The sequence below is a fragment of the Enterobacter sp. WP_7_1 genome (assembly GCF_003688535.1).
Lineage (GTDB): Bacteria > Pseudomonadota > Gammaproteobacteria > Enterobacterales > Enterobacteriaceae > Enterobacter > Enterobacter asburiae.
The window spans coordinates 239448-261000 of record NZ_REFK01000003.1 but is presented as its reverse complement, the minus strand read 5'-3'; the positions used below and the strand labels follow the sequence as shown (position 1 = coordinate 261000).

22 protein-coding genes are annotated in these 21553 nt (G+C 58.0%); 10 read left to right on the top strand and 12 right to left on the bottom strand.

Annotated features, from left to right (window positions below):
- Positions 1-111 precede the first annotated feature (111 nt).
- Positions 112-519: a YgiW/YdeI family stress tolerance OB fold protein gene (locus BJ885_RS14475; protein WP_121932331.1), complete on the bottom strand. Its 408-nt coding sequence runs from the start codon at positions 517-519 to the stop codon at positions 112-114.
- A 139-nt stretch (positions 520-658) separates the two neighbouring features.
- Here BJ885_RS14475 and qseB point away from each other — a divergent pair, with 139 nt between their 5' ends.
- The 5 genes from qseB (at position 659) to lysM (ending at position 4278) form a co-directional block, all read left to right on the top strand.
- Positions 659-1318, top strand: a complete 660-nt coding sequence (gene qseB, locus BJ885_RS14470) for a quorum sensing response regulator transcription factor QseB (protein ID WP_121932185.1) — start codon at positions 659-661, stop codon at positions 1316-1318.
- Positions 1315-2664: a quorum sensing histidine kinase QseC gene (gene qseC / locus BJ885_RS14465; protein ID WP_121932184.1), complete on the top strand. Its 1350-nt coding sequence runs from the start codon at positions 1315-1317 to the stop codon at positions 2662-2664. Before qseB ends, qseC begins: the two co-directional genes overlap by 4 nt.
- Before the next feature lie 104 nt (positions 2665-2768).
- A complete protein-coding gene (locus BJ885_RS14460; protein ID WP_023333418.1) occupies positions 2769-3350 on the top strand; it encodes an NAD(P)H-dependent oxidoreductase in 582 nt (193 codons plus the stop codon).
- A 31-nt stretch (positions 3351-3381) separates the two neighbouring features.
- Positions 3382-3696, top strand: coding sequence for a putative quinol monooxygenase (locus BJ885_RS14455; RefSeq protein WP_023309193.1), 315 nt, complete (start codon positions 3382-3384; stop codon positions 3694-3696).
- Between the two features lie 141 nt (positions 3697-3837).
- Positions 3838-4278, top strand: a complete 441-nt coding sequence (gene lysM, locus BJ885_RS14450; protein WP_023309194.1) for a peptidoglycan-binding protein LysM — start codon at positions 3838-3840, stop codon at positions 4276-4278.
- Between the two features lie 17 nt (positions 4279-4295).
- Here lysM and BJ885_RS14445 read toward each other — a convergent pair whose 3' ends face one another.
- Genes BJ885_RS14445 through BJ885_RS14425 form a run of 5 tightly spaced genes read right to left on the bottom strand, consistent with a single transcriptional unit; the run spans position 4296 to position 8969 of the window.
- On the bottom strand, positions 4296-5183 hold the full coding sequence (locus BJ885_RS14445) for a MurR/RpiR family transcriptional regulator (RefSeq protein ID WP_023309195.1): 888 nt from the start codon (positions 5181-5183) through the stop codon (positions 4296-4298).
- On the bottom strand, positions 5180-6130 hold the full coding sequence (locus BJ885_RS14440; RefSeq protein ID WP_121932183.1) for an iron-siderophore ABC transporter substrate-binding protein: 951 nt from the start codon (positions 6128-6130) through the stop codon (positions 5180-5182). The genes BJ885_RS14445 and BJ885_RS14440 overlap by 4 nt, the downstream gene beginning before the upstream one ends.
- 9 nt (positions 6131-6139) lie before the next feature.
- Positions 6140-7180: an iron ABC transporter permease gene (locus BJ885_RS14435; protein ID WP_121932182.1), complete on the bottom strand. Its 1041-nt coding sequence runs from the start codon at positions 7178-7180 to the stop codon at positions 6140-6142.
- Positions 7177-8160, bottom strand: a complete 984-nt coding sequence (locus BJ885_RS14430; protein WP_121932181.1) for an iron ABC transporter permease — start codon at positions 8158-8160, stop codon at positions 7177-7179. Before BJ885_RS14430 ends, BJ885_RS14435 begins: the two co-directional genes overlap by 4 nt.
- Positions 8157-8969, bottom strand: a complete 813-nt coding sequence (locus tag BJ885_RS14425; RefSeq protein ID WP_121932330.1) for an ABC transporter ATP-binding protein — start codon at positions 8967-8969, stop codon at positions 8157-8159. Before BJ885_RS14425 ends, BJ885_RS14430 begins: the two co-directional genes overlap by 4 nt.
- A gap of 387 nt (positions 8970-9356) precedes the next feature.
- Between BJ885_RS14425 and BJ885_RS14420 the strand changes: the two genes are divergently transcribed.
- On the top strand, positions 9357-11498 hold the full coding sequence (locus tag BJ885_RS14420) for a TonB-dependent siderophore receptor (RefSeq protein ID WP_121932180.1): 2142 nt from the start codon (positions 9357-9359) through the stop codon (positions 11496-11498).
- A gap of 83 nt (positions 11499-11581) precedes the next feature.
- Here the strand turns inward: BJ885_RS14420 and parE are convergent, their stop codons facing one another.
- From parE to nudF, 5 genes are read right to left on the bottom strand one after another with little or no spacing between them, the layout of a single operon-like run.
- Complete coding sequence (gene parE / locus BJ885_RS14415; protein ID WP_029740698.1) at positions 11582-13474, bottom strand: DNA topoisomerase IV subunit B; 1893 nt, start codon at positions 13472-13474, stop codon at positions 11582-11584.
- 28 nt (positions 13475-13502) lie between these two features.
- Positions 13503-14084, bottom strand: a complete 582-nt coding sequence (yqiA, locus tag BJ885_RS14410; RefSeq protein WP_008502976.1) for an esterase YqiA — start codon at positions 14082-14084, stop codon at positions 13503-13505.
- Positions 14084-14911, bottom strand: a complete 828-nt coding sequence (cpdA, locus tag BJ885_RS14405; protein ID WP_029740697.1) for a 3',5'-cyclic-AMP phosphodiesterase — start codon at positions 14909-14911, stop codon at positions 14084-14086. The genes yqiA and cpdA overlap by 1 nt, the downstream gene beginning before the upstream one ends.
- Before the next feature lie 27 nt (positions 14912-14938).
- Complete coding sequence (locus BJ885_RS14400; protein WP_003862516.1) at positions 14939-15361, bottom strand: DUF1249 family protein; 423 nt, start codon at positions 15359-15361, stop codon at positions 14939-14941.
- Complete coding sequence (gene nudF, locus BJ885_RS14395; RefSeq protein WP_008502974.1) at positions 15358-15990, bottom strand: ADP-ribose diphosphatase; 633 nt, start codon at positions 15988-15990, stop codon at positions 15358-15360. The genes BJ885_RS14400 and nudF overlap by 4 nt, the downstream gene beginning before the upstream one ends.
- Before the next feature lie 204 nt (positions 15991-16194).
- Here nudF and tolC point away from each other — a divergent pair, with 204 nt between their 5' ends.
- The 3 genes from tolC (at position 16195) to BJ885_RS14375 (ending at position 19689) form a co-directional block, all read left to right on the top strand.
- Positions 16195-17673: an outer membrane channel protein TolC gene (gene tolC / locus BJ885_RS14390; protein ID WP_029740696.1), complete on the top strand. Its 1479-nt coding sequence runs from the start codon at positions 16195-16197 to the stop codon at positions 17671-17673.
- Between the two features lie 190 nt (positions 17674-17863).
- Positions 17864-18526 (top strand): DUF1190 family protein, encoded by a 663-nt coding sequence (locus tag BJ885_RS14380; protein WP_121932179.1) that lies wholly within the window; start codon positions 17864-17866, stop codon positions 18524-18526.
- Positions 18527-18528: 2 nt separating this feature from the next.
- A complete protein-coding gene (locus BJ885_RS14375; protein WP_029740694.1) occupies positions 18529-19689 on the top strand; it encodes a glutathionylspermidine synthase family protein in 1161 nt (386 codons plus the stop codon).
- A 92-nt stretch (positions 19690-19781) separates the two neighbouring features.
- Here BJ885_RS14375 and ygiD read toward each other — a convergent pair whose 3' ends face one another.
- The gene (gene ygiD / locus BJ885_RS14365) at positions 19782-20570 is read right to left on the bottom strand and encodes a 4,5-DOPA dioxygenase extradiol (protein ID WP_047646362.1); all 789 of its coding nucleotides are present in this window, start codon (positions 20568-20570) and stop codon (positions 19782-19784) included.
- Positions 20571-20766: 196 nt separating this feature from the next.
- Between ygiD and zupT the strand changes: the two genes are divergently transcribed.
- On the top strand, positions 20767-21540 hold the full coding sequence (gene zupT, locus BJ885_RS14360; protein WP_024906487.1) for a zinc transporter ZupT: 774 nt from the start codon (positions 20767-20769) through the stop codon (positions 21538-21540).
- Positions 21541-21553 lie beyond the last annotated feature (13 nt).

Genomic DNA, 21553 nt, shown 5'->3' with positions numbered 1-21553 from the left:
GATTCCTCAACTCAGAAACCGAAGGGTTTCAGGCAATATTGCCGCAGATACTACCTCATCTGATGAATTGAGTCACAAAGAAAAAGGGCCGCACAGGCGGCCCTTTTCGGGTTATTTGTCCAGCTTAATAACCTGCTTCACGTCGATTTCAAACTCGTTCCAGTCTTTATCGACTTTACCCTGCAGTTCAACTTTATCCTGCGGAGTGACGGTCACGCCGTTCCAGCGCTTGTGGTCAATCTCAACTACGACCGTGCCGGACTCATCGCGGAAGGTGTAGCGGTCATCGGACAGGCGCTCGGTAATGTTCCCGCGCAGCTTCACCCAGGCATCGTCCTTCAGGTCTTTCACTTTTGCCGCGGTGGTGAGGTTAGCGTTGTTATCGACAAAACCGCCCTGCTGAGTTTGCGTCTGGGTCTGTGTCTGTGTGGCCGATGGGCCAGTAAAACCGCCCTGAGCAGCAAAGACCGGCGCGGTGGTCATCATCATGATGGCAGCAATTGCAGCGAATTTTTTCATCTTCATCTCTCCCTTTAATGTCGTTTCGCAATCCATTTAACAGGGTAATCCTTAACAACTTCTTAAGGGAAAAATTTAATTATTATTGCTGTACAGCAGGCGCTTACAGAGGGTTTACTGACGGCATCAAGGAGGGAACATGCGCATTTTACTGGTAGAAGACGACAGGTTAATCGGCGACGGTATCAAGGCGGGGTTAAGCAAAATGGGCTTTAGCGTGGACTGGTTTACCGACGGTAAAACCGGTCAGGCCGCGCTCTCTTCTGCACCCTATGATGCCGTGGTGCTGGATCTGACGCTGCCGGAAATTGACGGCCTGGAGATCCTGCGCGCGTGGCGCGAAAGCGGGCGCAGCGAGCCGGTATTAATTCTGACGGCGCGGGATGCGCTGAACCAGCGCGTCGAGGGGCTGCGTCTGGGCGCGGATGATTATCTCTGTAAGCCGTTCGCGCTCATAGAAGTGGGTGCCCGCCTCGAGGCGCTGGTCCGCCGCAGCCACGGCCAGGCGCGTAGCGAGCTGCGCCACGGGAAGGTCACGCTCGATCCGACCCGTCTCGTCGCCACGCTGAACGGTGAGCCGCTGACGCTCAAGCCGAAAGAGTTCGCGCTGCTGGAGCTGTTAATGCGTAACGCCGGTCGGGTGCTGCCGCGAAAGCTGATCGAGGAAAAACTCTATACCTGGGACGACGACGTCTCCAGCAATGCCATCGAGGTTCACGTCCATCATCTGCGCCGCAAGCTCGGGAGCGAGTTTATCCGCACCGTGCACGGCATCGGCTACACCCTGGGTGACGCATGAAGCTGACGCAACGCCTTAGCCTGAAGCTGCGCCTGACGCTTCTCTTCCTGCTGCTCTCTCTGACGGCCTGGTTTGCCGCCAGCGTGGTCGCCTGGCAGCAGACGACCCACAAGCTCGACAAGCTGTTCGATACCCAGCAGATGCTGTTTGCTAAACGGCTGCTGACGATGGATCTGGACGAGATCCGCGCTCCCGAACGCATGCGTGACATCCCTAAAAAAGTGAAGCACGGTCGTCTGGACGACGACGCGCTGGCTTTCGCCATTTACGCCGTCGACGGCAAAATGCTCCTCAACGACGGTGAAAACGGACGCGATATTCCGTACCACTATCGCCGCGACGGGTTCGATAACGGGCAGCTGCAGGGCGACAACGACGAGTGGCGCTTTTTATGGCTGACCTCACCCGACGGGAAGTACCGCGTGGTAGTCGGCCAGGAGTGGGAGTACCGCCAGGAGATGGCGCTGGACGTGGTCAGCTCGCAGCTGACCCCCTGGCTGGTGGCGCTGCCTGTAATGCTGCTGTTGCTGATCCTGCTGTTGAGCCGTGAACTGAAGCCGCTGAAAAAGCTGGCGCAGACCCTGCGCTCCCGCTCGCCGGATGCTACCGATAACCTGCCGACGGAAGGGGTACCCACAGAGGTGCGTCCCCTGCTCGACGCGCTGAATCATCTCTTCGCGCGCACCCAGGAGATGATGACCCGCGAGCGCCGCTTTACGTCCGATGCCGCCCACGAGCTGCGCAGCCCGCTGGCGGCCCTGAAGGTGCAAACTGACGTGGCGCAGCTGTACCAGGACGATCCCGAGGCGCAGTCCAAAGCCCTTTCGCAGCTACATGCGGGTATCGACCGCGCTTCCCGGCTGGTGGCTCAACTTCTCACGCTGTCGCGCCTGGATTCGCTGGATAACCTTAACGATGTCGAACCGATTCCCCTGGCCGACTTACTGCAGTCGGCCGTGCTGGATATCTGGCATCCAGCGCAGCAGGCGGGCATTGATATTCGCCTGAACATCCATGCACCAGAGGTTACACGCACGGGCCAGCAGCTGCTCCTGAGCCTGCTGGTGCGCAACCTGCTGGATAACGCGATTCGCTACAGCCCGCGCGGCAGCGTGGTGGACGTGACGCTGGACGCGCGTAGCTTTGCCGTGCGCGACAACGGCCCAGGCATTTCACCTGACGCGCTGGCGCGCATCGGCGAGCGCTTTTATCGTCCGCCGGGTCAGGATGCCACGGGCAGCGGGCTGGGGTTATCCATTGTAAAACGCATCGCCGCCCTGCACGGGATGCGCGTTTCGCTGAGCAATGCCCCTGAAGGCGGTTTTGAAGCGAAGGTCAGCTGGTAGGGATTATTGCGTTTAATGCAAAAGACTTTGCACATTTTGCTCATTTTACCGCACCGTCCTCGCGCGTAGAATACTCGCCATACTCTCATCATCGAGGACAAATAATGAGCAACATTCTGATTATCAACGGTGCAAAAGAATTTGCGCACTCTAAAGGCCAGCTGAATGACACCCTGACCGAGGTCGCGGACGGTTTCCTGCGCGACGCCGGGCATGATGTTAAGGTCGTGCGTGCAGACAGCAATTACGACGTGAAGGCCGAAGTGCAGAACTTCCTGTGGGCTGACGTGGTGATCTGGCAGATGCCAGGCTGGTGGATGGGCGCGCCGTGGACCGTAAAAAAATACATGGACGACGTGTTCACCGAAGGTCATGGTTCGCTGTATGCCAGCGATGGCCGCACCCGCTCTGACGCCTCCAAAAAATACGGCTCGGGCGGCCTGATTCAGGGCAAAAAATATATGCTCTCGCTGACCTGGAACGCCCCGCTGGAAGCCTTCACCGATAAAGATCAGTTCTTCGAAGGCGTGGGCGTCGACGGCGCGTACCTGCCGTTCCACAAGGCTAACCAGTTCCTGGGTATGGATCCGCTGCCGACCTTTATCGTCAACGACGTGATTAAAATGCCTGACGTCCCGAGCTATATCGCAGAATATCGCAAGCATCTCGCGGAAATTTTTGCTTAACTGGTAGCCTGGAATTAAAGGAGTAGTAAACATGCTTACCGTAATCGCAGAAATCCGTACTCGTCCAGGTCAACATCACCGTCAGGCGGTGCTGGATCAGTTCGTGAAAATTATCCCGACCGTACTCAAAGAAGAAGGCTGCCACGGCTACGCGCCGATGGTCGATGCCGCCACTGACGCCAGCTTCCAGGCGACCGCGCCAGACTCAATCATCATGGTTGAGCAGTGGGAAACCGTCGCGCACCTTGAAGCGCACCTGCAGACCCCGCACATGAAAGCGTGGAGCGACGCGGTGAAGGGTGACGTGCTGGAAACCCACATCCGCATTCTGGAGCAAGGGGTTTAAGTTTCCCCTCATCCCGCCCTCTCCCACAGGGAGAGGGAGAACAGACTCAGGCCCGGTGAGCGTCAGCGCTACCGGGTTTTTTATCAGCTTCAAACTCAACTGCTATGCTTATTCTGACTTCATGATTAACAGGAGGATGGAATGGGTCTTTTTAACTTCGTGAAAGAAGCAGGCGAAAAGCTATGGGATAACCTGACCGATCATAAAGGCCAGAGTGACAAAATCACCGAGCATCTCAAAAAACTCAATATTCCCGGTTCAGATAAGGTTCAGGTTAACGTTACCGACGGCAAAGCCAGCGTGACGGGTGACGGGCTGACCCAGGAGCAGAAAGAAAAAATCCAGGTCGCCGTCGGGAACATCGCGGGCGTCAGCGAGGTGGAGAACAACATCACCGCGACCGATGCCAAAGATGAAGCCACCTACTACACGGTGAAATCCGGCGATACCCTGAGCGCTATCTCCAAAACCGTGTACGGCGATGCCAACAAGTACAATAAGATTTTTGAGGCTAACCGCCCGATGCTCTCCAGCCCGGATAAAATCTATCCTGGCCAGACGCTGCGTATTCCTAAAGCGTGATCCGCGAGCCGGGGAAATCAGCTGCTTTTCTTCCCCGGTTTTAACCCACGATGTAACTCGTTGATACGCTTCATCGACTTGATAGTGCGCTGCGGCTCGGTGGAGGCCACGGATAAAATAATCATCTCCAGACACAGCAGCACCGTGCCGTGGAGCGGGATTTTGCCTTTTTCGCCGCCGCGCGGAACGTGGATCACCACGCTGGCCTCCTTGCTGAAGCGTGAGTCTAGGGCGTTGGTCAGCAGGATGGTGGGAATGCCCAGACGTTTTGCTTCACGCAGCGTGGTTTGCCCCTCCCGGTGCGCGGATTTCTGCGCCATCATCACCAGCACGTCGCCGCGCTGAAGCGCAATCAGTTGCTCGGCAAGCCCTATTCCGGTACGGTTAAGCGGCGTGGCGGGTAACCCCATGCGGCTGAACAGCCTGGCGGTGTACTCGGCCAGAATGCCGGAGGCGCCAATGCCAAATATGGCGACCTGCCTCGCCTGCGCCAGCAGAGAGACCGCCTGCGCCATCGCGTAGCGGTTGTGGGGCTCGGATAACACCTCGCAGGTGTGTTGATGCCCCTCCAGCACGAAATCAATGCTCGCGTTGACGTCGCTGGCGAGCGTATTCACCGTGGTTGACATCTTTTCGCTGGAGGTGACCACCGGACCAAACCACTGCTCCAGCGTTTGCTTGAGATCGCGCAGCCCGGCGAAACCCAGCGCCTGAATGGCGCGGACCACCGTGGCATCTGAGGTTTTCAACAGCGTCGCGATCTCCATTGCGGTCTGTTCCATCACCGCTTCGCGGTTGTCATGAATATAGCGTGCAACCTGCAGCAGACGCGGCGTCAGCTGATGCGCACGCGCGCGAAAGCGGTCGCCATAGACATCCACGCGCCCTTTCTCTTTGCGGATCACCGTGACGCCTCCGGCAGCGGACGCCCGGCAATCTGCGACTGTACCTGCGCGGCCATCAGCCCTAACGAGGCGTACGAATTCGAGATGGCCTCTTCACGCGAGATCAGCACGTAGTGCCCGGTTCGGCAGGCATTCATGAACTGACACCAGCCCGGCATGACCGCATCCATCGCCGCCAGCTCGTCCTGCGGTTTCCCGCCCGTATCCCCGCGCCAGGTGGCGAAGACGAAATCGGCATCCAGCTCCGGCAGGCGCTCGGCGCTGACGTCAATCCGCCCTCCTTCCGGGATGCTCTCAATCAGCGGCGGGAAGGTGAACCCGGCGTCGCGCAGCACGCGGCCCAGCGAGTGGTAGCTGTGCATGGCGTTAATCTTTCCCTGATTCGCCTGAATCACGGACACGGTCACCTTGCGGGTATCAATAGTCGCCTTCAGCGCCCTAATCTGCTCCTGATAGCGCCGCTCCAGAACCTTAAGCTGCGCCTGCGTTCCCGTCAGCTGAGCCAGCTTGCGGTAGATCTCCGGCGCGCCGCCGTCGAGATGATCGATGCTCACCGTCGGGGCAATTTTCGCCAGCTGTTCCACCGGGGTGTTGCGGGTCGGCTCGGTAATAATGAGGTCAGGCTTTGCGGCGGCGATGGCTTCAATGTCGATATCGGCCGTGCCGATAAATTTAATGTCGGAATTATCGAAGTCGACGCCGGTCAACATGCCGCTGGAGCGCAGAAAGTGGCTGCCGTCCGGCCGCGTGCGGCCATGGCTTGCCACCGGCGGTACGCCAAGCTCAATCAGCGGAATGGTGATATCCAGATCGTGTAAAGAGACAATCCGTTTCGGATGAACCGGCACCACCACTTTTCGGTTCAGATCGTCAGTAAACGTCTGCGTCGGCTCCGCCGCACCCACCGCGAACCCCACCAGCAACAGCATCGAAAACACTACGCGCATTATAGTCCCCTAAAATCTGTCCCGACGCTGCCAGAGCAGCAGCAGGAAAAACGGTCCGCCAATCAATGAAATCACAATTCCCGCCGGCAGCTGCAGCGGGAGGAAAGCCAGACGCCCGACGTTATCCGCCAGCAGCACCAGCAGCGCGCCCAGCGCGGCGCTGCCCGTCAGAAGCGCGGTTTGCCCACCGCGCAGCAGCAGGCGCGCCATATGCGGGGCAATCAGCCCGACGAAGCCAATACTGCCCACGCAGGAAACGCAGGCCGCCGTCAGCACCACCGGGGCAAGAACCCGCAGCAGCGCCAACCGGGTTGTGCGTACGCCAAGGCCCGCTGCGGCATGATTGCCGAGCAACGCCACGTCCGCTGCCCGCGCGGTAAACAGCAGCAGCGCAAACGCGGGGGCAGCCCAAAGCGCGGCCAGCCCCACCAGCGTCCAGTTGGCCGCATGCAGGCTTCCCGCCAGCCACAGCATCGCCGTCTGCACGTCGCGCACGTCCGCCGTGGTCATAAAGACGCCCATTGCCGCGGCAAAGGCCCATGACACGCCGATGCCTATCAGGATAAATCGCGGGCGCGAGATATCGCGCGCCAGGGCGATGACCAGCAGCGCGGTAAGCAGCCCACCGGCCATGCCGACCAGCGGACGCCAGGCCAGGCCCAGCGCCGGGAACTGAAAAATCAGCAGCAGTACCGCCGCGCTACAGCCCTCCTTCACGCCGATAAGCCCGGGGTCAGCCAGGCCATTGCGGGTGATGGACTGCATCGCCGCCCCCGCCATACCGAGCATCGCCCCACACAGCACAGCCATCAGCAGGCGCGGCAGGCGGATATCCATCACGATGTAGCGCGTCTCCGCCGTCAGGCTCTCAGGAGAAAACAGCGCGCGCCCGATGGCGGAGGTGGGAATGGGCAGAGAACCGTGCGTCAGGCCAAAGCCCAGCAGGCTTAGCGCCACCAGCGCTAAAAGGGTCAGGCACGCCAGCGCCCGCGGGCGAACCAGCGTCGATACACGGCCAATTCGGATCGCGCGGAATCCGGCCCGGTTCATTTGAACATCCTTGATGCCATAAAGATGAACACGGGCGCGCCGACCAGGGCCGTCATAATGCCGGTTGCCAGCTCCCAGGGCGTAAATAGCGTGCGGGCGGCGATATCCGCCAGCAGCAGAATCAGCGCGCCACACAGGGCAGACAGCGGCACCATCACGCGTAAATCGACCGACACCAGACGGCGAATAAGCTGCGGCACGACCAGGCCGATAAAGCCAATCGGCCCGGCGACAGAGACGGCCGCACCGCAGAGCAGCGCGATGGCCAGCAGGGCGAGCAGGCGGGTTTTCAGCAGCGACACGCCAAGCCCCTGCGCCATTCGGTCTCCCAGCGCCAGCATGTTGAGCGAGGGCGACAGCACGATGGCGAGAGCAAAACCGGCGGCTGCAGCCCAAAGGGCGCTCCGGAGCGTCTGCACGTTGATCCCGGCCAGGTCCCCTGCCAGCCAGGTGCGCATGGCGAGCAGCGTCTGTTCATCGAGAATTAATACCGCGGCGGTAATCGACGAGGCAAACGCCGACATCGCCACGCCGCACAGCGTGACCTTCATCGGCGTAAGCCCGGTGCGACCGGACGAGGAGAACATCAGCACCAGCAAAAACAGCGCGGCGGCACCGGCGGCGGCAACGAGCGGGCGACCAAACGGCAGCGACAGCCCAAGCGCGCTGGCAATCACTACCGCCAGCGCGGCCCCGGCGTTGAGCCCCAGAATATGCGGCTCGCCGAGCGGGTTGCGGATCACGGACTGCAGCAGCACGCCCGCCACGCCGAGCGCGGCGCCCGTCACCATCGCGGCGCAGAGGCGCAGCAGTCTCAGTTTGATAATGACGCTATGGTCGAAATTGCGCGGGTCGAAATGAAAGAATGCCTCCACCACCGTCTGCGGGGCGATAAAGCGTGCGCCAATGCCCAGGTGCATAATCGCGCCCAGCGCCAGCAGCAGTGCGAAGATCGGGAAGGCCAGAGAGGAGCGCATCATGGCTGAACCGTGCCCTGGCGAAACGGCATAAAGAACGGCTTGCCGGTCAACGGGTTTATGGACATATGCACGTCGACATCAAACACCGCTTTAATCAGCTCCGGCGTGCAGGCATCGCCCTCATGCAATACGCCTTCAACTTTTCCCTGGCGTAAAAAGACCAGCGAATCGCCATAGTTCACGGCGAAGTTGAGATCGTGCAGCACCACCACCACGGTACGCCCGTGCTGGCGAGTCAGGGTGTGGAGCAGTTCCAGGATCTCCACCTGATAGCGGAGATCGAGAAACGTCGTGGGCTCGTCAAGCAGGATATACGGCGTTTGCTGCGCCAGCGCCATGGCGATCCAGCAGCGCTGACGCTGGCCGCCGGACAAGCTTTCCACCGGCATATGGGCAAATTCTGCCGTGCCGGTCAGGCGCAGGGCCTCTTCCACCGCCAGTTCGTCCTCGTCGCTCCACTGACGCATAAAGTTCTGCCAGGGAAAACGCCCGCGCGAGACCAGCTCAAAGACGGTCAACCCTTCCGGGAGCAGCGGAGACTGCGGCAGGATACCCAGCTCGCGGGCGACGGCTTTGGTCGGCAGCTCGTGGATCGCCTTGCCGTCGAGAACTGCCGCGCCGCCAAGCGGCTGAAGCAAACGCGCAATGGTGCTCAGCAGCGTGGATTTTCCGCAGCCGTTCGCCCCCACCAGAACGGTTATTTTCTGCTGTGGGATGGCAAGGGAGATATCATCAACGATGATTTTTTTCTGATAGCCCGCAGAGAGGTTCTCCAGAACCAGTCCCGGTTTTTTTGTGTTGTGTGCCACGTGAATGCCAACGTAATAGAAAAAGCGCAACAAATATAAATAAAAATCATTCTCTTTTGAGAGTTTGACGCTGCGCCATGTAGTAGTCAAGAGAAGAAACACCCTGATAAAACCAGGGGTAAGCCTGAGAGAAAATGAACGCAGAACGGCTTTAAAAGACATTTATTTCAATAAGTTAATGATTATCCCGCTGCGCTTATACGCCCGGTTATACGCTGTAGCCGATTTTTTCTTTTTTCCATTTACTACTACATTCTCGCATGATTGAATGATTCTCAATTACATGTCCGATGCCCGCCGTGGCTAACGGACAGACCGTAAAGGGCAATGACTCACACATTTTTCCGCGAAACGTCATTCGCGGGATATTTCGGGATAACAGATGTAATGGCTACGTTCACACCTTCACTCTCTGGGGTAAAAGGGCGCGCGCTCTTTTCACTGCTGTTTATGGCGCCGCTGGTGCAGGCAGCAGATAACACCGCGGCTACAGACGGCGAAACGCTTACCGTCACCGCCAATCCAACTAGTGCGGCGGAGGCCACCAATGGCTATCAGCCGTTGAATACCTCCACCGCGACGTTAACCAACATGCCGATGCTGGACATCCCGCAGGTGGTCAATACCGTCAGCGACAAAGTGCTGGCGGATCAGCACGCCACCACGCTGGATGAAGCGCTCTATAACGTCAGCAACGTGGTGCAGACCAACACCCTGGGCGGCACGCAGGATGCCTTCGTGCGCCGCGGATTTGGTGCGAACCGCGACGGCTCGATCATGACCAACGGCCTGCGCACCGTGCTGCCGCGCACCTTCAATGCCGCAACCGAGCGCGTGGAGGTGCTGAAAGGCCCGGCCTCAACGCTCTATGGCATTCTCGATCCGGGCGGCCTGATTAACGTCGTCACCAAACGCCCGGAGAAAACCTTCGGCGGTTCCCTTTCCGCCACCTCTTCCAGCTTTGGCGGCGGCACCGGACAGATCGATGTTACCGGCCCGATTGACGGCACGCGTCTGGCGTATCGCCTGACGGGCGAATATCAGGACGAGGATTACTGGCGTAATTTTGGCACCGAACGCAGCACCTTTATCGCTCCGTCGCTCACCTGGTTTGGCGATGATGCCACCGTGACCGTGCTCTATTCGCATCGCGACTATAAAACGCCGTTCGATCGCGGAACGATCTTCGATCTCAACACTAAAAAAGCCGTCGACGTCGATCGCAAAACCCGCTTCGATGAGCCGTTTAACGTGACCGACGGCCAGTCCGATCTCGCTCAGCTCAACGCGGAGTATCGGCTCAACAGCCAGTGGACCGCGAAGTTTGACTACAGCTACAGCCAGGATAAGTACAGCGATAACCAAGCCCGCGTGATGGCCTACGATTCAAAAACCGGCAACCTGACCCGCCGCGTGGATGCGACCCAGGGCTCGACCCAGCGTATGCACACGACGCGCGCGGATCTGCAGGGGAACGTCGACATCGCGGGCTTTTACAATGAGATCCTGACCGGCGTGTCGTATGAGAATTACGATCTGCTGCGTACGGACATGATCCGCTGTAAGAACGTTAAGGATTTTAATATTTACAACCCGAGCTACGGCAGCCTCGGCAAGTGCACCACCGTCTCGGCATCCGACAGCGATCAAACCATCAAGCAGGAGAGCTACTCCGCCTACGCGCAGGACGCGCTGTATCTGACCGATAAGTGGATCGCCGTCGCCGGACTGCGCTACCAGTATTACACCCAGTACGCGGGAAAAGGCCGTCCGTTTAATGTGAATACCGACAGTAGCGACGACCAGTGGACGCCGAAGCTGGGCCTTGTCTATAAGCTCACCCCGGCGGTCTCGCTGTTTGCCAACTATTCCCAGACGTTTATGCCGCAGTCGTCCATTGCGAGCTACATCGGCGACCTGCCGCCGGAAACGTCGAACGCGTATGAAATCGGCGCTAAGTTTGACCTGTTCGACGGCATTACCGCTAATATTGCGCTGTTTGATATCCACAAGCGCAACGTGCTGTACACCGAAAGCGTGGGTGATGAAACCATCGCCAAAACCGCGGGCCGCGTGCGCTCGCAGGGCGTGGAAGTGGATCTTGCCGGGTCATTGACCGAGAACACCAACATTATCGCCAGCTACGGCTATACCGACGCGAAGGTGCTGGAAGACCCGGACTATGCGGGCAAACCGCTGCCAAACGTGCCGCGCCATACCGGCTCCCTGTTCCTGACCTACGATATTCACAATGCGTTTGCCGGGAATACCCTGACGCTGGGCGGCGGCGGGCACGGCGTAAGCCGTCGTTCCGCAACCAACGGTGCGGATTATTATCTGCCGGGCTATTTCGTGGCGGATGCGTTTGCGGCGTACAAGATGAAGCTACAGTATCCGGTGACGCTACAGGTGAACGTGAAAAACCTGTTTGATAAGACCTACTACACATCGTCCATTGCGACCAACAACCTGGGCAACCAGATTGGCGATCCGCGCGAAGTGCAGTTTACGGTGAAGATGGAGTTTTGACGTAAAAAAGCCCGGTGGCGCTAGCGCTTACCGGGCCTACGATCCATTCCCTCTCCCTGTGGGAGAGGGTTAGGGTGAGGGCATCAGGCCTCAATATCCGCCATATCGCCTTTCTCCTGCAGCCAGTTACGTCGGTCTTCCGAACGTTTCTTGGCAAGGAGCATATCCATCATGGCGTTGGTTTGCTGTTCGTCTTCATCGCTGATCGTCAACTGCACCAGGCGGCGCGTGTTCGGATCCAGCGTCGTTTCGCGAAGCTGCATTGGGTTCATCTCGCCCAGCCCTTTAAAGCGCTGCACGTTCGGTTTGCCCTTCTTGCGCTTCAGCTGTTCCAGCACGCCCGCTTTCTCTTCTTCCGTCAGCGCGTAGTAAACCTCTTTGCCGAGGTCGATACGGTACAGCGGCGGCAGCGCCACGTGGACGTGACCGTTTTTCACCAGCGTTTTGAAATGCTTCACGAACAGCGCGCAGAGCAGCGTGGCGATGTGCAGACCATCGGAGTCCGCATCCGCGAGGATACAGATCTTGCCGTAGCGTAGCTGGCTCAGATCGTCGCTGTCCGGATCGATGCCGATCGCCACCGAGATATCGTGGACTTCCTGCGAGGCCAGCACTTCATCAGAAGAGACCTCCCAGGTATTCAGGATCTTACCCTTGAGCGGCATGATCGCCTGATATTCACGATCGCGCGCCTGCTTGGCCGATCCACCCGCCGAGTCCCCTTCCACAAGGAACAGCTCGGTACGGTTGAGATCCTGTGCGGTACAGTCTGCCAGCTTGCCCGGCAGCGCAGGGCCGCTGGTCAGCTTTTTACGCACCACTTTCTTCGCGGCGCGCAGACGACGCTGGGCGCTGGAAATGGCCATTTCGGCCAGCATCTCTGCCGCCTGAACGTTCTGGTTCAGCCACAGGGTAAACGCATCTTTCACCACGCCGGAGACGAACGCCGCGCACTGACGTGACGACAGGCGCTCTTTGGTCTGACCGGCAAACTGCGGATCCTGCATCTTCACGGAGAGCACGTAGGCGCAGCGATCCCAGATATCTTCCGCCGACAGCTTCACGCCGCGCGGCAGGATATTGCGGTATTCGCAGAACTCGCGCATCGCGTCCAGCAGCCCCTGACGCAGGCCGTTGACGTGGGTACCGCCAAGCATGGTTGGGATCAGGTTAACGTAGCTTTCGGTCAGCAGCTCGCCGCCTTCCGGTAGCCACAGCAGCGCCCAGTCCACGGCTTCGGTATCGCCGCTAAAGTTACCGACAAACGGTTTTTCCGGCAGCGTTGGCAGGCCGTTTACCGCTTCGCACAGGTAGTCGTTCAGACCGTCGGCGTAGCACCAGGTTTGTGCGGTATTGTTAACGTGATCGGTAAAGGTGATTTCCACGCCCGGACACAGCACCGCTTTGGCTTTCAGCAGGTGCGTCAGGCGAGAAACGGAAAAGCGCGGGCTGTCGAAGAAGCTTTCGTCAGGCCAGAAGTGGACGCTGGTGCCGGTATTGCGTTTACCGCACGTGCCGACAACCTGCAGATCCTGCACCTTATCGCCGTTTTCAAACGCGATGTTATAGACTTGGCCGTCGCGACGGACGTTCACTTCCACGCGTTTGGACAAGGCGTTCACGACGGAAATGCCCACGCCGTGCAGACCACCGGAGAACTGGTAGTTCTTGTTTGAGAACTTACCGCCCGCGTGCAGACGACAGAGGATCAGCTCAACGGCAGGCACGCCCTCTTCCGGGTGGATATCCACCGGCATGCCGCGCCCGTCGTCGATGACTTCCAGCGACTGATCGGCGTGCAGGATAACGTCGACGCGTTTGGCATGGCCCGCCAGCGCTTCGTCCACACTGTTATCAATAACTTCCTGGCCCAGATGGTTTGGGCGCGTCGTATCGGTGTACATCCCCGGGCGGCGGCGAACCGGCTCAAGCCCGGTGAGGACCTCAATGGCATCAGCGTTATAGGTTTGCGTCATGATTTAAACTAGCAATTCGCATTGATTGTCAGTGGCTGTGCAGTCCAAGAAAATCGACAATCTGGGTGAAATGATTCTCAAAGCCCGTGAAAGCATGGTTTCCGCCCTCTTCTATAGTCTGGCGGCAGGAGGCGTAATACGCCACTGCCTGGCGGTAATCCAGCACTTCATCACCCGTCTGTTGCAGCAGCCAGATGAGATCCGGCGCCTCAAGCGGGTCGACCTGCATAACTTTGAGATCGTAAATATGGCGTGACTCTAGCACATATTGCTGGCCGGTGTAGGGGTTCTCGTTTTCGCCAAGAAAGTCCCTCAGCAGCTCAAATGGCCGAACCGCCGGATTAACCACAACGGCGGGCAGCATGAAGCATTGTGAGAGCCAGGTGGCGTAATACCCACCCAGGGATGAACCGACCACACCGAAGGTTTCGCCGCCGTGCGCAAGCACTATAGATTCCAGCATCTCCGCGGCCTCTGCCGGGTAAGGCGGCAGCTGCGGGATAATCATCTCAACGTCGGGGTGATGCTCGCTCAGCCACTGGCGAAACTGTGTCGCTTTTGCGGAGCGCGGCGAGCTGTTGAATCCGTGCAGGTAAAGGAGCGTAGACATCAATAGCCTTCTGAAGCGGTATCCGGGCGGAATTTTGCACCGGTCAAACGGCAGACTTCCGTAGTCAGCGTGCCGTCGGCATGCAGTTCCAGCCAGCGCCAGCCCGGCGCGATGGTGTCCAGGGTAAAGTTGGCGCAGTGCGGCTTAAACTGAACGCAGGTCGACGGTGTCGCCAGCATGCGGCGTCCGTTCCAGTCGAGATCCTGTTCCTGATGAATATGCCCACACAGCAGATTTTTCACCCGCGGGAACTTCGCCAGCACGCGATCCAGCGCCGCGGAGTTGCGCAGACTGTGCTGATCGAGCCAGCTGCAGCCCGCCGGCAGAGGATGATGATGAAGCAACAGCAGCGTGTGGCGTTCAGGTTCAGCAGCCAGTTTGGTCTCAAGCCAGTCGAGCTGAAACTCGCTTAACTCACCGTGCGGGACGCCAAACACCTGGCTGTCCAGCAGCAGGATCTGCCACTGTTCACCCGCAAAAACACATTTCGCCGGAGATATCCCCGCATCCTGAAGAGAACTGAACATGGCAGGCTGGAAGTCATGGTTTCCCGGCAGCCAGACGCAAGGCACGCTAAAGCTCGCGATGCCTTCAGCAAAATGCTGGTAGGCCGCGGAGGACTGATCCTGCGCCAGATCGCCCGTTGCGACAATCAGATCGCATGCACGGTTTTCAGCGTGAATGGCGCTAAGCACCGCCTGATAACTCTCCCAGGTGTTGACCCCCAGTAGCGTCTCATGCTTTTCGGCAAAAAGGTGGGTATCGGTGATTTGTAATATCCTGACTGGCGCCCCACCAGCAACAGTCAGGTTCAACAGGCTTTCCAAATGGTGTCCTTAGGTAGGTTTATGACGCTAACAAACCGGAATCGCCATTGCTCCATGTGCTAAACAATATCTTAGCCAGTCGGCTAAAAACTGGTTAATTTGATGCTTTTCGTCGCGTTGATGCAACTTTTTATTCGGGTAATCATACCGCGCCTTGAAGCGAAAGATCTGCTGGCTTGAACACACTTCAGCGACCATCGCGTCGTGATAGAGGCGCACCGTCATCGACGGCAGGCTCCAGTAGCTAATGCTGGGTGCCGTTTGCTCAATCTCCACCAGCGTAGTGTAGCGCGTTGATTCTGTTATCGTTAACCGATACTGCGCGTTGCTCACCTGATAGCTTACCGTTTCGCCGGGTGCGTCGTTTCGCGGCAGCAGGCGGCGCAGCTGTGCGAAATTGGTTTCGCACAGGCGCATCATTTCTGGGAAGTCAGGCGTATAGCGCTTCATTTTTTCCACTCGTTTCGTAATGTCTGATAATGCAGCTGCAGCCATTGCAGGGCGATGACAGACGCTGCGTTGTCGATTTTCCCCTCTTCTACCCACTGATAAGCCTGTTCCCGGCTCACCACATGAACCCGAATATCTTCGTTTTCATCTGCCAGACCGTGGATCCCTTCCGCCGTCGTGGCGTCCACTTCGCCCACCATAATGGACAAGCGCTCGCTGGTGCCCCCCGGGCTTGCCAGATAGCTCAGCACCGGCTTGGTGCGACCCACCACCAGTCCGGCCTCTTCCAGCGCCTCGCGCCGGGCGACGTCTTCAACCGTCTCACCTTCTTCGATCATCCCGGCTACCATCTCCAGCAGCCACGGGCTCTCACTGACGTCATAAGCGGCAATGCGGATCTGCTCCACCAGCACAACTTCGTCACGCACTGGGTCAAAGGGTAGCAAGACTGCCGCATGACCGCGCTCAAAAATTTCGCGTCTGATTTCGCCGCTCATTTCCCCGTTAAACAGGCGATGCCTGAAACGGTAAAGATCCATTGAAAAAAAACCGCTATAAAGCGTTTCTCGTGCAATAATTTCTACATCGTTTTTGGCGAATGTCACGGGCAACTTTTCTGGTTTTTGCATGAGTCGAGTCCTGGTAGCAATGGTGATGAAATTGTGAATTTCAAGGCTGTTTGGCTGCCGTTTGTAAGGCTATATGGTAGATTGGTGCAAATTACCGCCAGATGGCACGTTACGCCAACCTTTTGGTATGGAAGATTCTGTTAGAATCGGCAATTATTTTTTAATTAGATCAGCGCTAATACTGCTTCACAACAAGGAATGCAAATGAAGAAATTGCTCCCCATCCTTATCGGCCTGAGCCTGACGGGCTTCAGTGCAATGAGCCAGGCGGAAAACCTGTTACAGGTCTACCAGCAGGCACGTCTGGGCAACCCTGATTTACGTAAATCAGCGGCCGATCGTGATGCTGCGTTTGAAAAGATTAACGAAGCGCGTAGCCCCTTGCTGCCACAGTTAGGTTTAGGTGCAGATTATACCTACAGCAACGGTTTCCGCGACGCTAACGGCGTAAATTCCAATGCTACCAGCGCCTCACTGCAATTGACACAGACGCTGTTTGATATGTCCAAATGGCGCGCCCTGACCCTGCAGGAAAAGAGTGCGGGTATCCAGGATGTGACCTATCAGACCGACCAGCAGACGCTGATCCTGAACACCGCCACGGCGTACTTCAACGTGCTGAGCGCGATTGACGCACTCTCCTACACCGAAGCGCAGAAACAGGCGATTTACCGCCAGTTAGATCAAACCACCCAGCGCTTCAACGTGGGCCTGGTGGCGATCACCGACGTGCAGAACGCCCGTTCACAGTACGACACCGTGCTGGCTAACGAAGTGACCGCGCGTAACAACCTCGACAACGCGCTGGAATCCCTGCGTCAGGTCACCGGGAATTACTATCCTGAGCTGGCGTCGCTGAACGTGGACAGCTTTAAAACGGATAAACCGCAGGCCGTTAACGCCCTGCTGAAAGAGGCGGAAAACCGCAACCTGAGTTTGCTGCAGGCGCGTCTGAGCCAGGACCTGGCCCGCGAGCAAATTCGTCAGGCGCAGGACGGCCATCTGCCAACCCTGAGCCTGAGCGCGTCTACCGGCGTCTCTGATACGACCTACAGCGGCTCTAAAACCAATACGTCCCAGTATGACGACAGCAATATGGGTCAGAACAAAGTCGGTCTGAGCTTCTCCCTCCCGCTGTACCAGGGCGGTCAGGTCAACTCTCAGGTGAAACAGGCGCAGTACAACTTTGTAGGCGCGAGCGAGCAGCTGGAAAGCGCCCACCGCAACGTGGTGCAGACCGTGCGTTCCTCCTTCAACAACGTGAACGCCTCGATCAGCAGCATCAACGCCTATAAACAGGCCGTTGTGTCTGCGCAGAGCTCTCTGGATGCGATGGAAGCGGGCTACTCGGTCGGTACACGTACTATCGTTGACGTGCTCGACGCGACCACCACGCTGTACAACGCGAAACAGCAGCTCTCGAGCGCGCGTTACCAGTACCTGATTAACCAGCTGAACATCAAACAGGCTCTGGGTACGCTGAACGAGCAAGATCTGCAGATGCTGAACAGCGCGCTGGGCAAACCGGTATCCACTTCACCGGACAGCGTTGCACCGGAGAACCCTGAGCAGGTTGCCGCGGTTGATAACTTCAACGCTAACAGCAACACCCCTGCGGCACAGCCGGCCGCCGCGCGTACCACCGCGCCTGCCAGCAAAGGCAATAATCCGTTCCGTAACTAAGAGTGTCATCAGGCCCACCGCGGCCTGATGCCCTCACCCCGCCCCTCTCCCACAGGGAGAGGGCGCATCTGAATCACATCCGAACGTAAGCCAACGTAAAGATCCCCCTGATTCCGCCCCTCTTCGCTTCATTTTCAACCACTCATCCTCTATCCTGAGCGTTATTACCACTGGGTCCTGGAAGACAAAGATGAAACGGACAAAATCTATAAATCACGCTTCGTTCCGCAAGAGCTGGAACGCGCGTCACCTCACCCCTGTTGCGCTGGCGGTCACGGCTGTCTTTATGCTGGCAGGCTGTGAGAAAAATGACGAAACGGTTTCGCTGTATCAAAACGCAGACGACTGCTCCGCCGCAACCGGCAAAGCCGCCGAATGTAAAACGGCTTATACGAGCGCGCTGAAAGAAGCGGAACGTACTGCACCGAAATATGCCTCACGCGAAGACTGCGTGGCGGAGTTTGGTGAAGGTCAGTGCCAGCAGGCACCGGCTCAGGCAGGCACCGCTTCTGAAAATCAGGCGCAGTCCAGCGGCAGCTTCTGGATGCCGCTGATGGCAGGCTACATGATGGGTCGCCTGATGGGCGGCGGTGCGGGCTACCAGCAGCAGCCGCTGTTTAGCTCGAAAAACCCGGCCAGCCCGGCTTACGGTCAATATACCGATGCCAGCGGCAAAGGCTACGGCGCAGCGACCCCAGGCCGCACCGTGAACGTTCCGAAAACGGCGATGGCGCCGAAGCCAGCAACGACCAGCACTATCACCCGCGGCGGGTTTGGTGAATCTGTGGCGAAGCAGACCAGCATGCAGCGCAGTGCGACAGGCACCTCCTCTACTCGCTCAATGGGCGGCTGATCATGGAACGAGTCAGTATCACCGAGCGCCCGGACTGGCGTGAAAAAGCCACCGAGTACGGTTTTAACTTCCACACCATGTACGGCGAGCCGTACTGGTGTGAAGACGCCTATTACAAGCTCACGCTGGCTCAGGTGGAAAAACTGGAAGAGGTGACGGCCGAGCTGCACCAGATGTGCCTGAAGGTCGTGGAAAAGGTCATCGACAGCGACGAGCTTATGGCAAAGTTCCGCATTCCGAAGCACACCTGGGGCTTTGTGCGCCAGTCGTGGAAAACGAATCAACCTTCGCTTTACTCTCGCCTCGATCTGGCGTGGGACGGCAAAGGTGAACCGAAGCTTCTGGAAAACAACGCCGATACGCCAACCTCTCTGTACGAAGCGGCGTTCTTCCAGTGGATCTGGCTGGAAGACCAGGCCAATGCCGGAAACCTGCCGGAAGGCAGCGACCAGTTTAACAGCCTGCAGGAAAAGCTGATTGAGCGTTTTGCCGAGCTGCGCGAACAGCATGGCTTTAACCTGCTCCATCTCGCCTGCTGCCGCGACACGGAAGAAGACCGTGGCACGGTTCAGTATCTGCAGGACTGCGCCGCCGAAGCGGAAGTGGCGACCGAGTTCCTCTATATCGAGGATATCGGCCTGGGTGAAAAAGGTCAGTTTACGGATATGCAGGACCAGGTGATCAGCAACCTGTTCAAGCTCTACCCGTGGGAATACATGCTGCGCGAGATGTTTTCCACCAAGCTGGAAGATGCTGGCGTGCGCTGGCTGGAGCCGGCCTGGAAGAGCATTATCTCTAACAAAGCCCTGCTGCCGATGCTCTGGGAGATGTTCCCGAACCACCCGAACCTGCTGCCAGCCTATTTTGCGGAAGATGATTACCCGCAAATGGAGAAATACGTCGTTAAGCCGATCTTCTCCCGCGAAGGCGCAAACGTCTCGATTATCGAAAACGGCAAGACGCTGGAAGCGGTTGAAGGGCCATACGGCGAAGAAGGGATGATCGTCCAGGAGTTCTATCAGCTGCCGAAGTTTGGCGACAGCTATACCCTGATTGGCAGCTGGCTCATCAACGATCAACCGGCCGGGATTGGCATTCGCGAAGATCGCGCGCTGATCACGCAGGATCTGTCACGGTTTTATCCGCACATTTTTGTCGAATAGGCCGCAGCCTGATGCCCTCACCCCGCCCCTTTCCCACAGGGAGAGGGTGCAAACACTAAAAACGGCAACCTGAGGTTGCCGTTTTGCTTTTATTATCCCACCTGCACCGACAGCATACTCAAACTCCCCATCTCGATACCGTCGACCGGGATCGTCACCGGTTCCTGACCATCCCACGCGCCAAGCACGTACAGCAGCGGCAGGAAGTGTTCCGGCGTCGGGTTGGAGAGTGAACCGCCTTCGTGATCCAGATAGTTCACCAGCGGATGCTCCTCAGCCGGGCCTTGCCAGGTCAGGTTGGCTTTGACGTAGTCGTTAAAAGAGGTTGCCCACGGGTACGGCGTGTTCTCACCGTGCCAGCGTGCGGTACGCAGGTTATGCACCACGTTGCCGCTCGCCACCAGCATGATGCCTTCATCGCGCAGGGTTGCCAGCTTACGCCCCATCTCCAGATGCCAGGCCGCCGGTTTAGTGCTGTCGATGCTCAACTGCACCATCGGGATATCCGCGTCAGGATACATTTTAATCAGCACGCCCCAGGAGCCATGGTCAAAGCCCCAGGCTTCTTTGTCCAGCGTCACAGAGACGGGTGCCAGCAACTCTACCAGCTTTTGTGCCAGCTCAGGCGAGCCGGGGGCCGGATAATGCGTGTCGTACAGCGCCTGCGGGAAGCCCCCAAAATCATGAATGGTTTTTGGCGCTTCCATGGCGGTCACGCCTGTCCCACGGGTAAACCAGTGCGCAGATACCACCACGATCGCTTTCGGACGCGGCAACGTCTCGCCCAGATGACGCCAGGCGCGGGTATAGACGTTGTCTTCCAGAACGTTCATAGGGCTGCCGTGGCCTAAAAACAGGGCTGGCATACGGGAAGAAGTCATGGTGATATCCTTACAGAAGGTGTCAATTTAATGGTGCTACATTACGCGCAATCCGGCAAAGATGAACGCAGATAAGCGTGAAGATCATCATCAGGAAATTTGAATGTAAGGAATGTGTAAAGCCAGGTTTTAACCCTCGCTTTGCCAGAAATGAATCATTTATATTAATGAGAATCATTATCACAAGGAGCAATGCATGTCAGTCCCCCTGATCCTGACCATACTGGCAGGCGCCGCGACATTCATCGGTGCGATCCTCGGCGTGCTCGGCCAAAAGCCCTCTAACCGCGTACTGGCCTTCTCACTGGGCTTTGCTGCCGGGATCATGCTGCTCATCTCCCTGATGGAGATGCTGCCTGCCGCGTTGGGCACAGAAGGCATGTCTCCGCTGCTGGGCTACGGCATGTTTGTCTTTGGCCTGCTGGGATACTTTGCCCTCGATCGGATGCTGCCGCACGCGCATCCGCAGGATTTAATGCAGAAAAACGTGACGCCCATGCCGCGCAATATCAAGCGTACCGCCGTGCTGTTAACGCTTGGCATCAGCCTGCACAACTTCCCGGAGGGGGTCGCGACCTACGTGACGGCCAGCAGCAATCTTGAGATGGGCTTTGGCATCGCGCTGGCGGTCGCCTTACACAATATTCCTGAAGGACTGGCCGTCGCCGGCCCCGTGTATGCCGCAACGGGATCGAAACGCACCGCGGTGTTCTGGGCGGGCATTTCCGGGATGGCCGAAATCCTTGGCGGCGTACTGGCCTGGCTGATCCTTGGTAGCCTGGTCTCTCCGGTAGTGATGGCAGCGATTATGGCCGCGGTAGCCGGGATCATGGTTGCGCTTTCGGTGGATGAACTGATGCCGCTGGCGAAGGAGATCGATCCTAACAACAACCCCAGCTATGGCGTGCTGTGCGGAATGTCGGTGATGGGATTAAGTCTGGTTCTCCTGCAGACCGCAGGAATCGGGTAAAAAACGCCGGGAC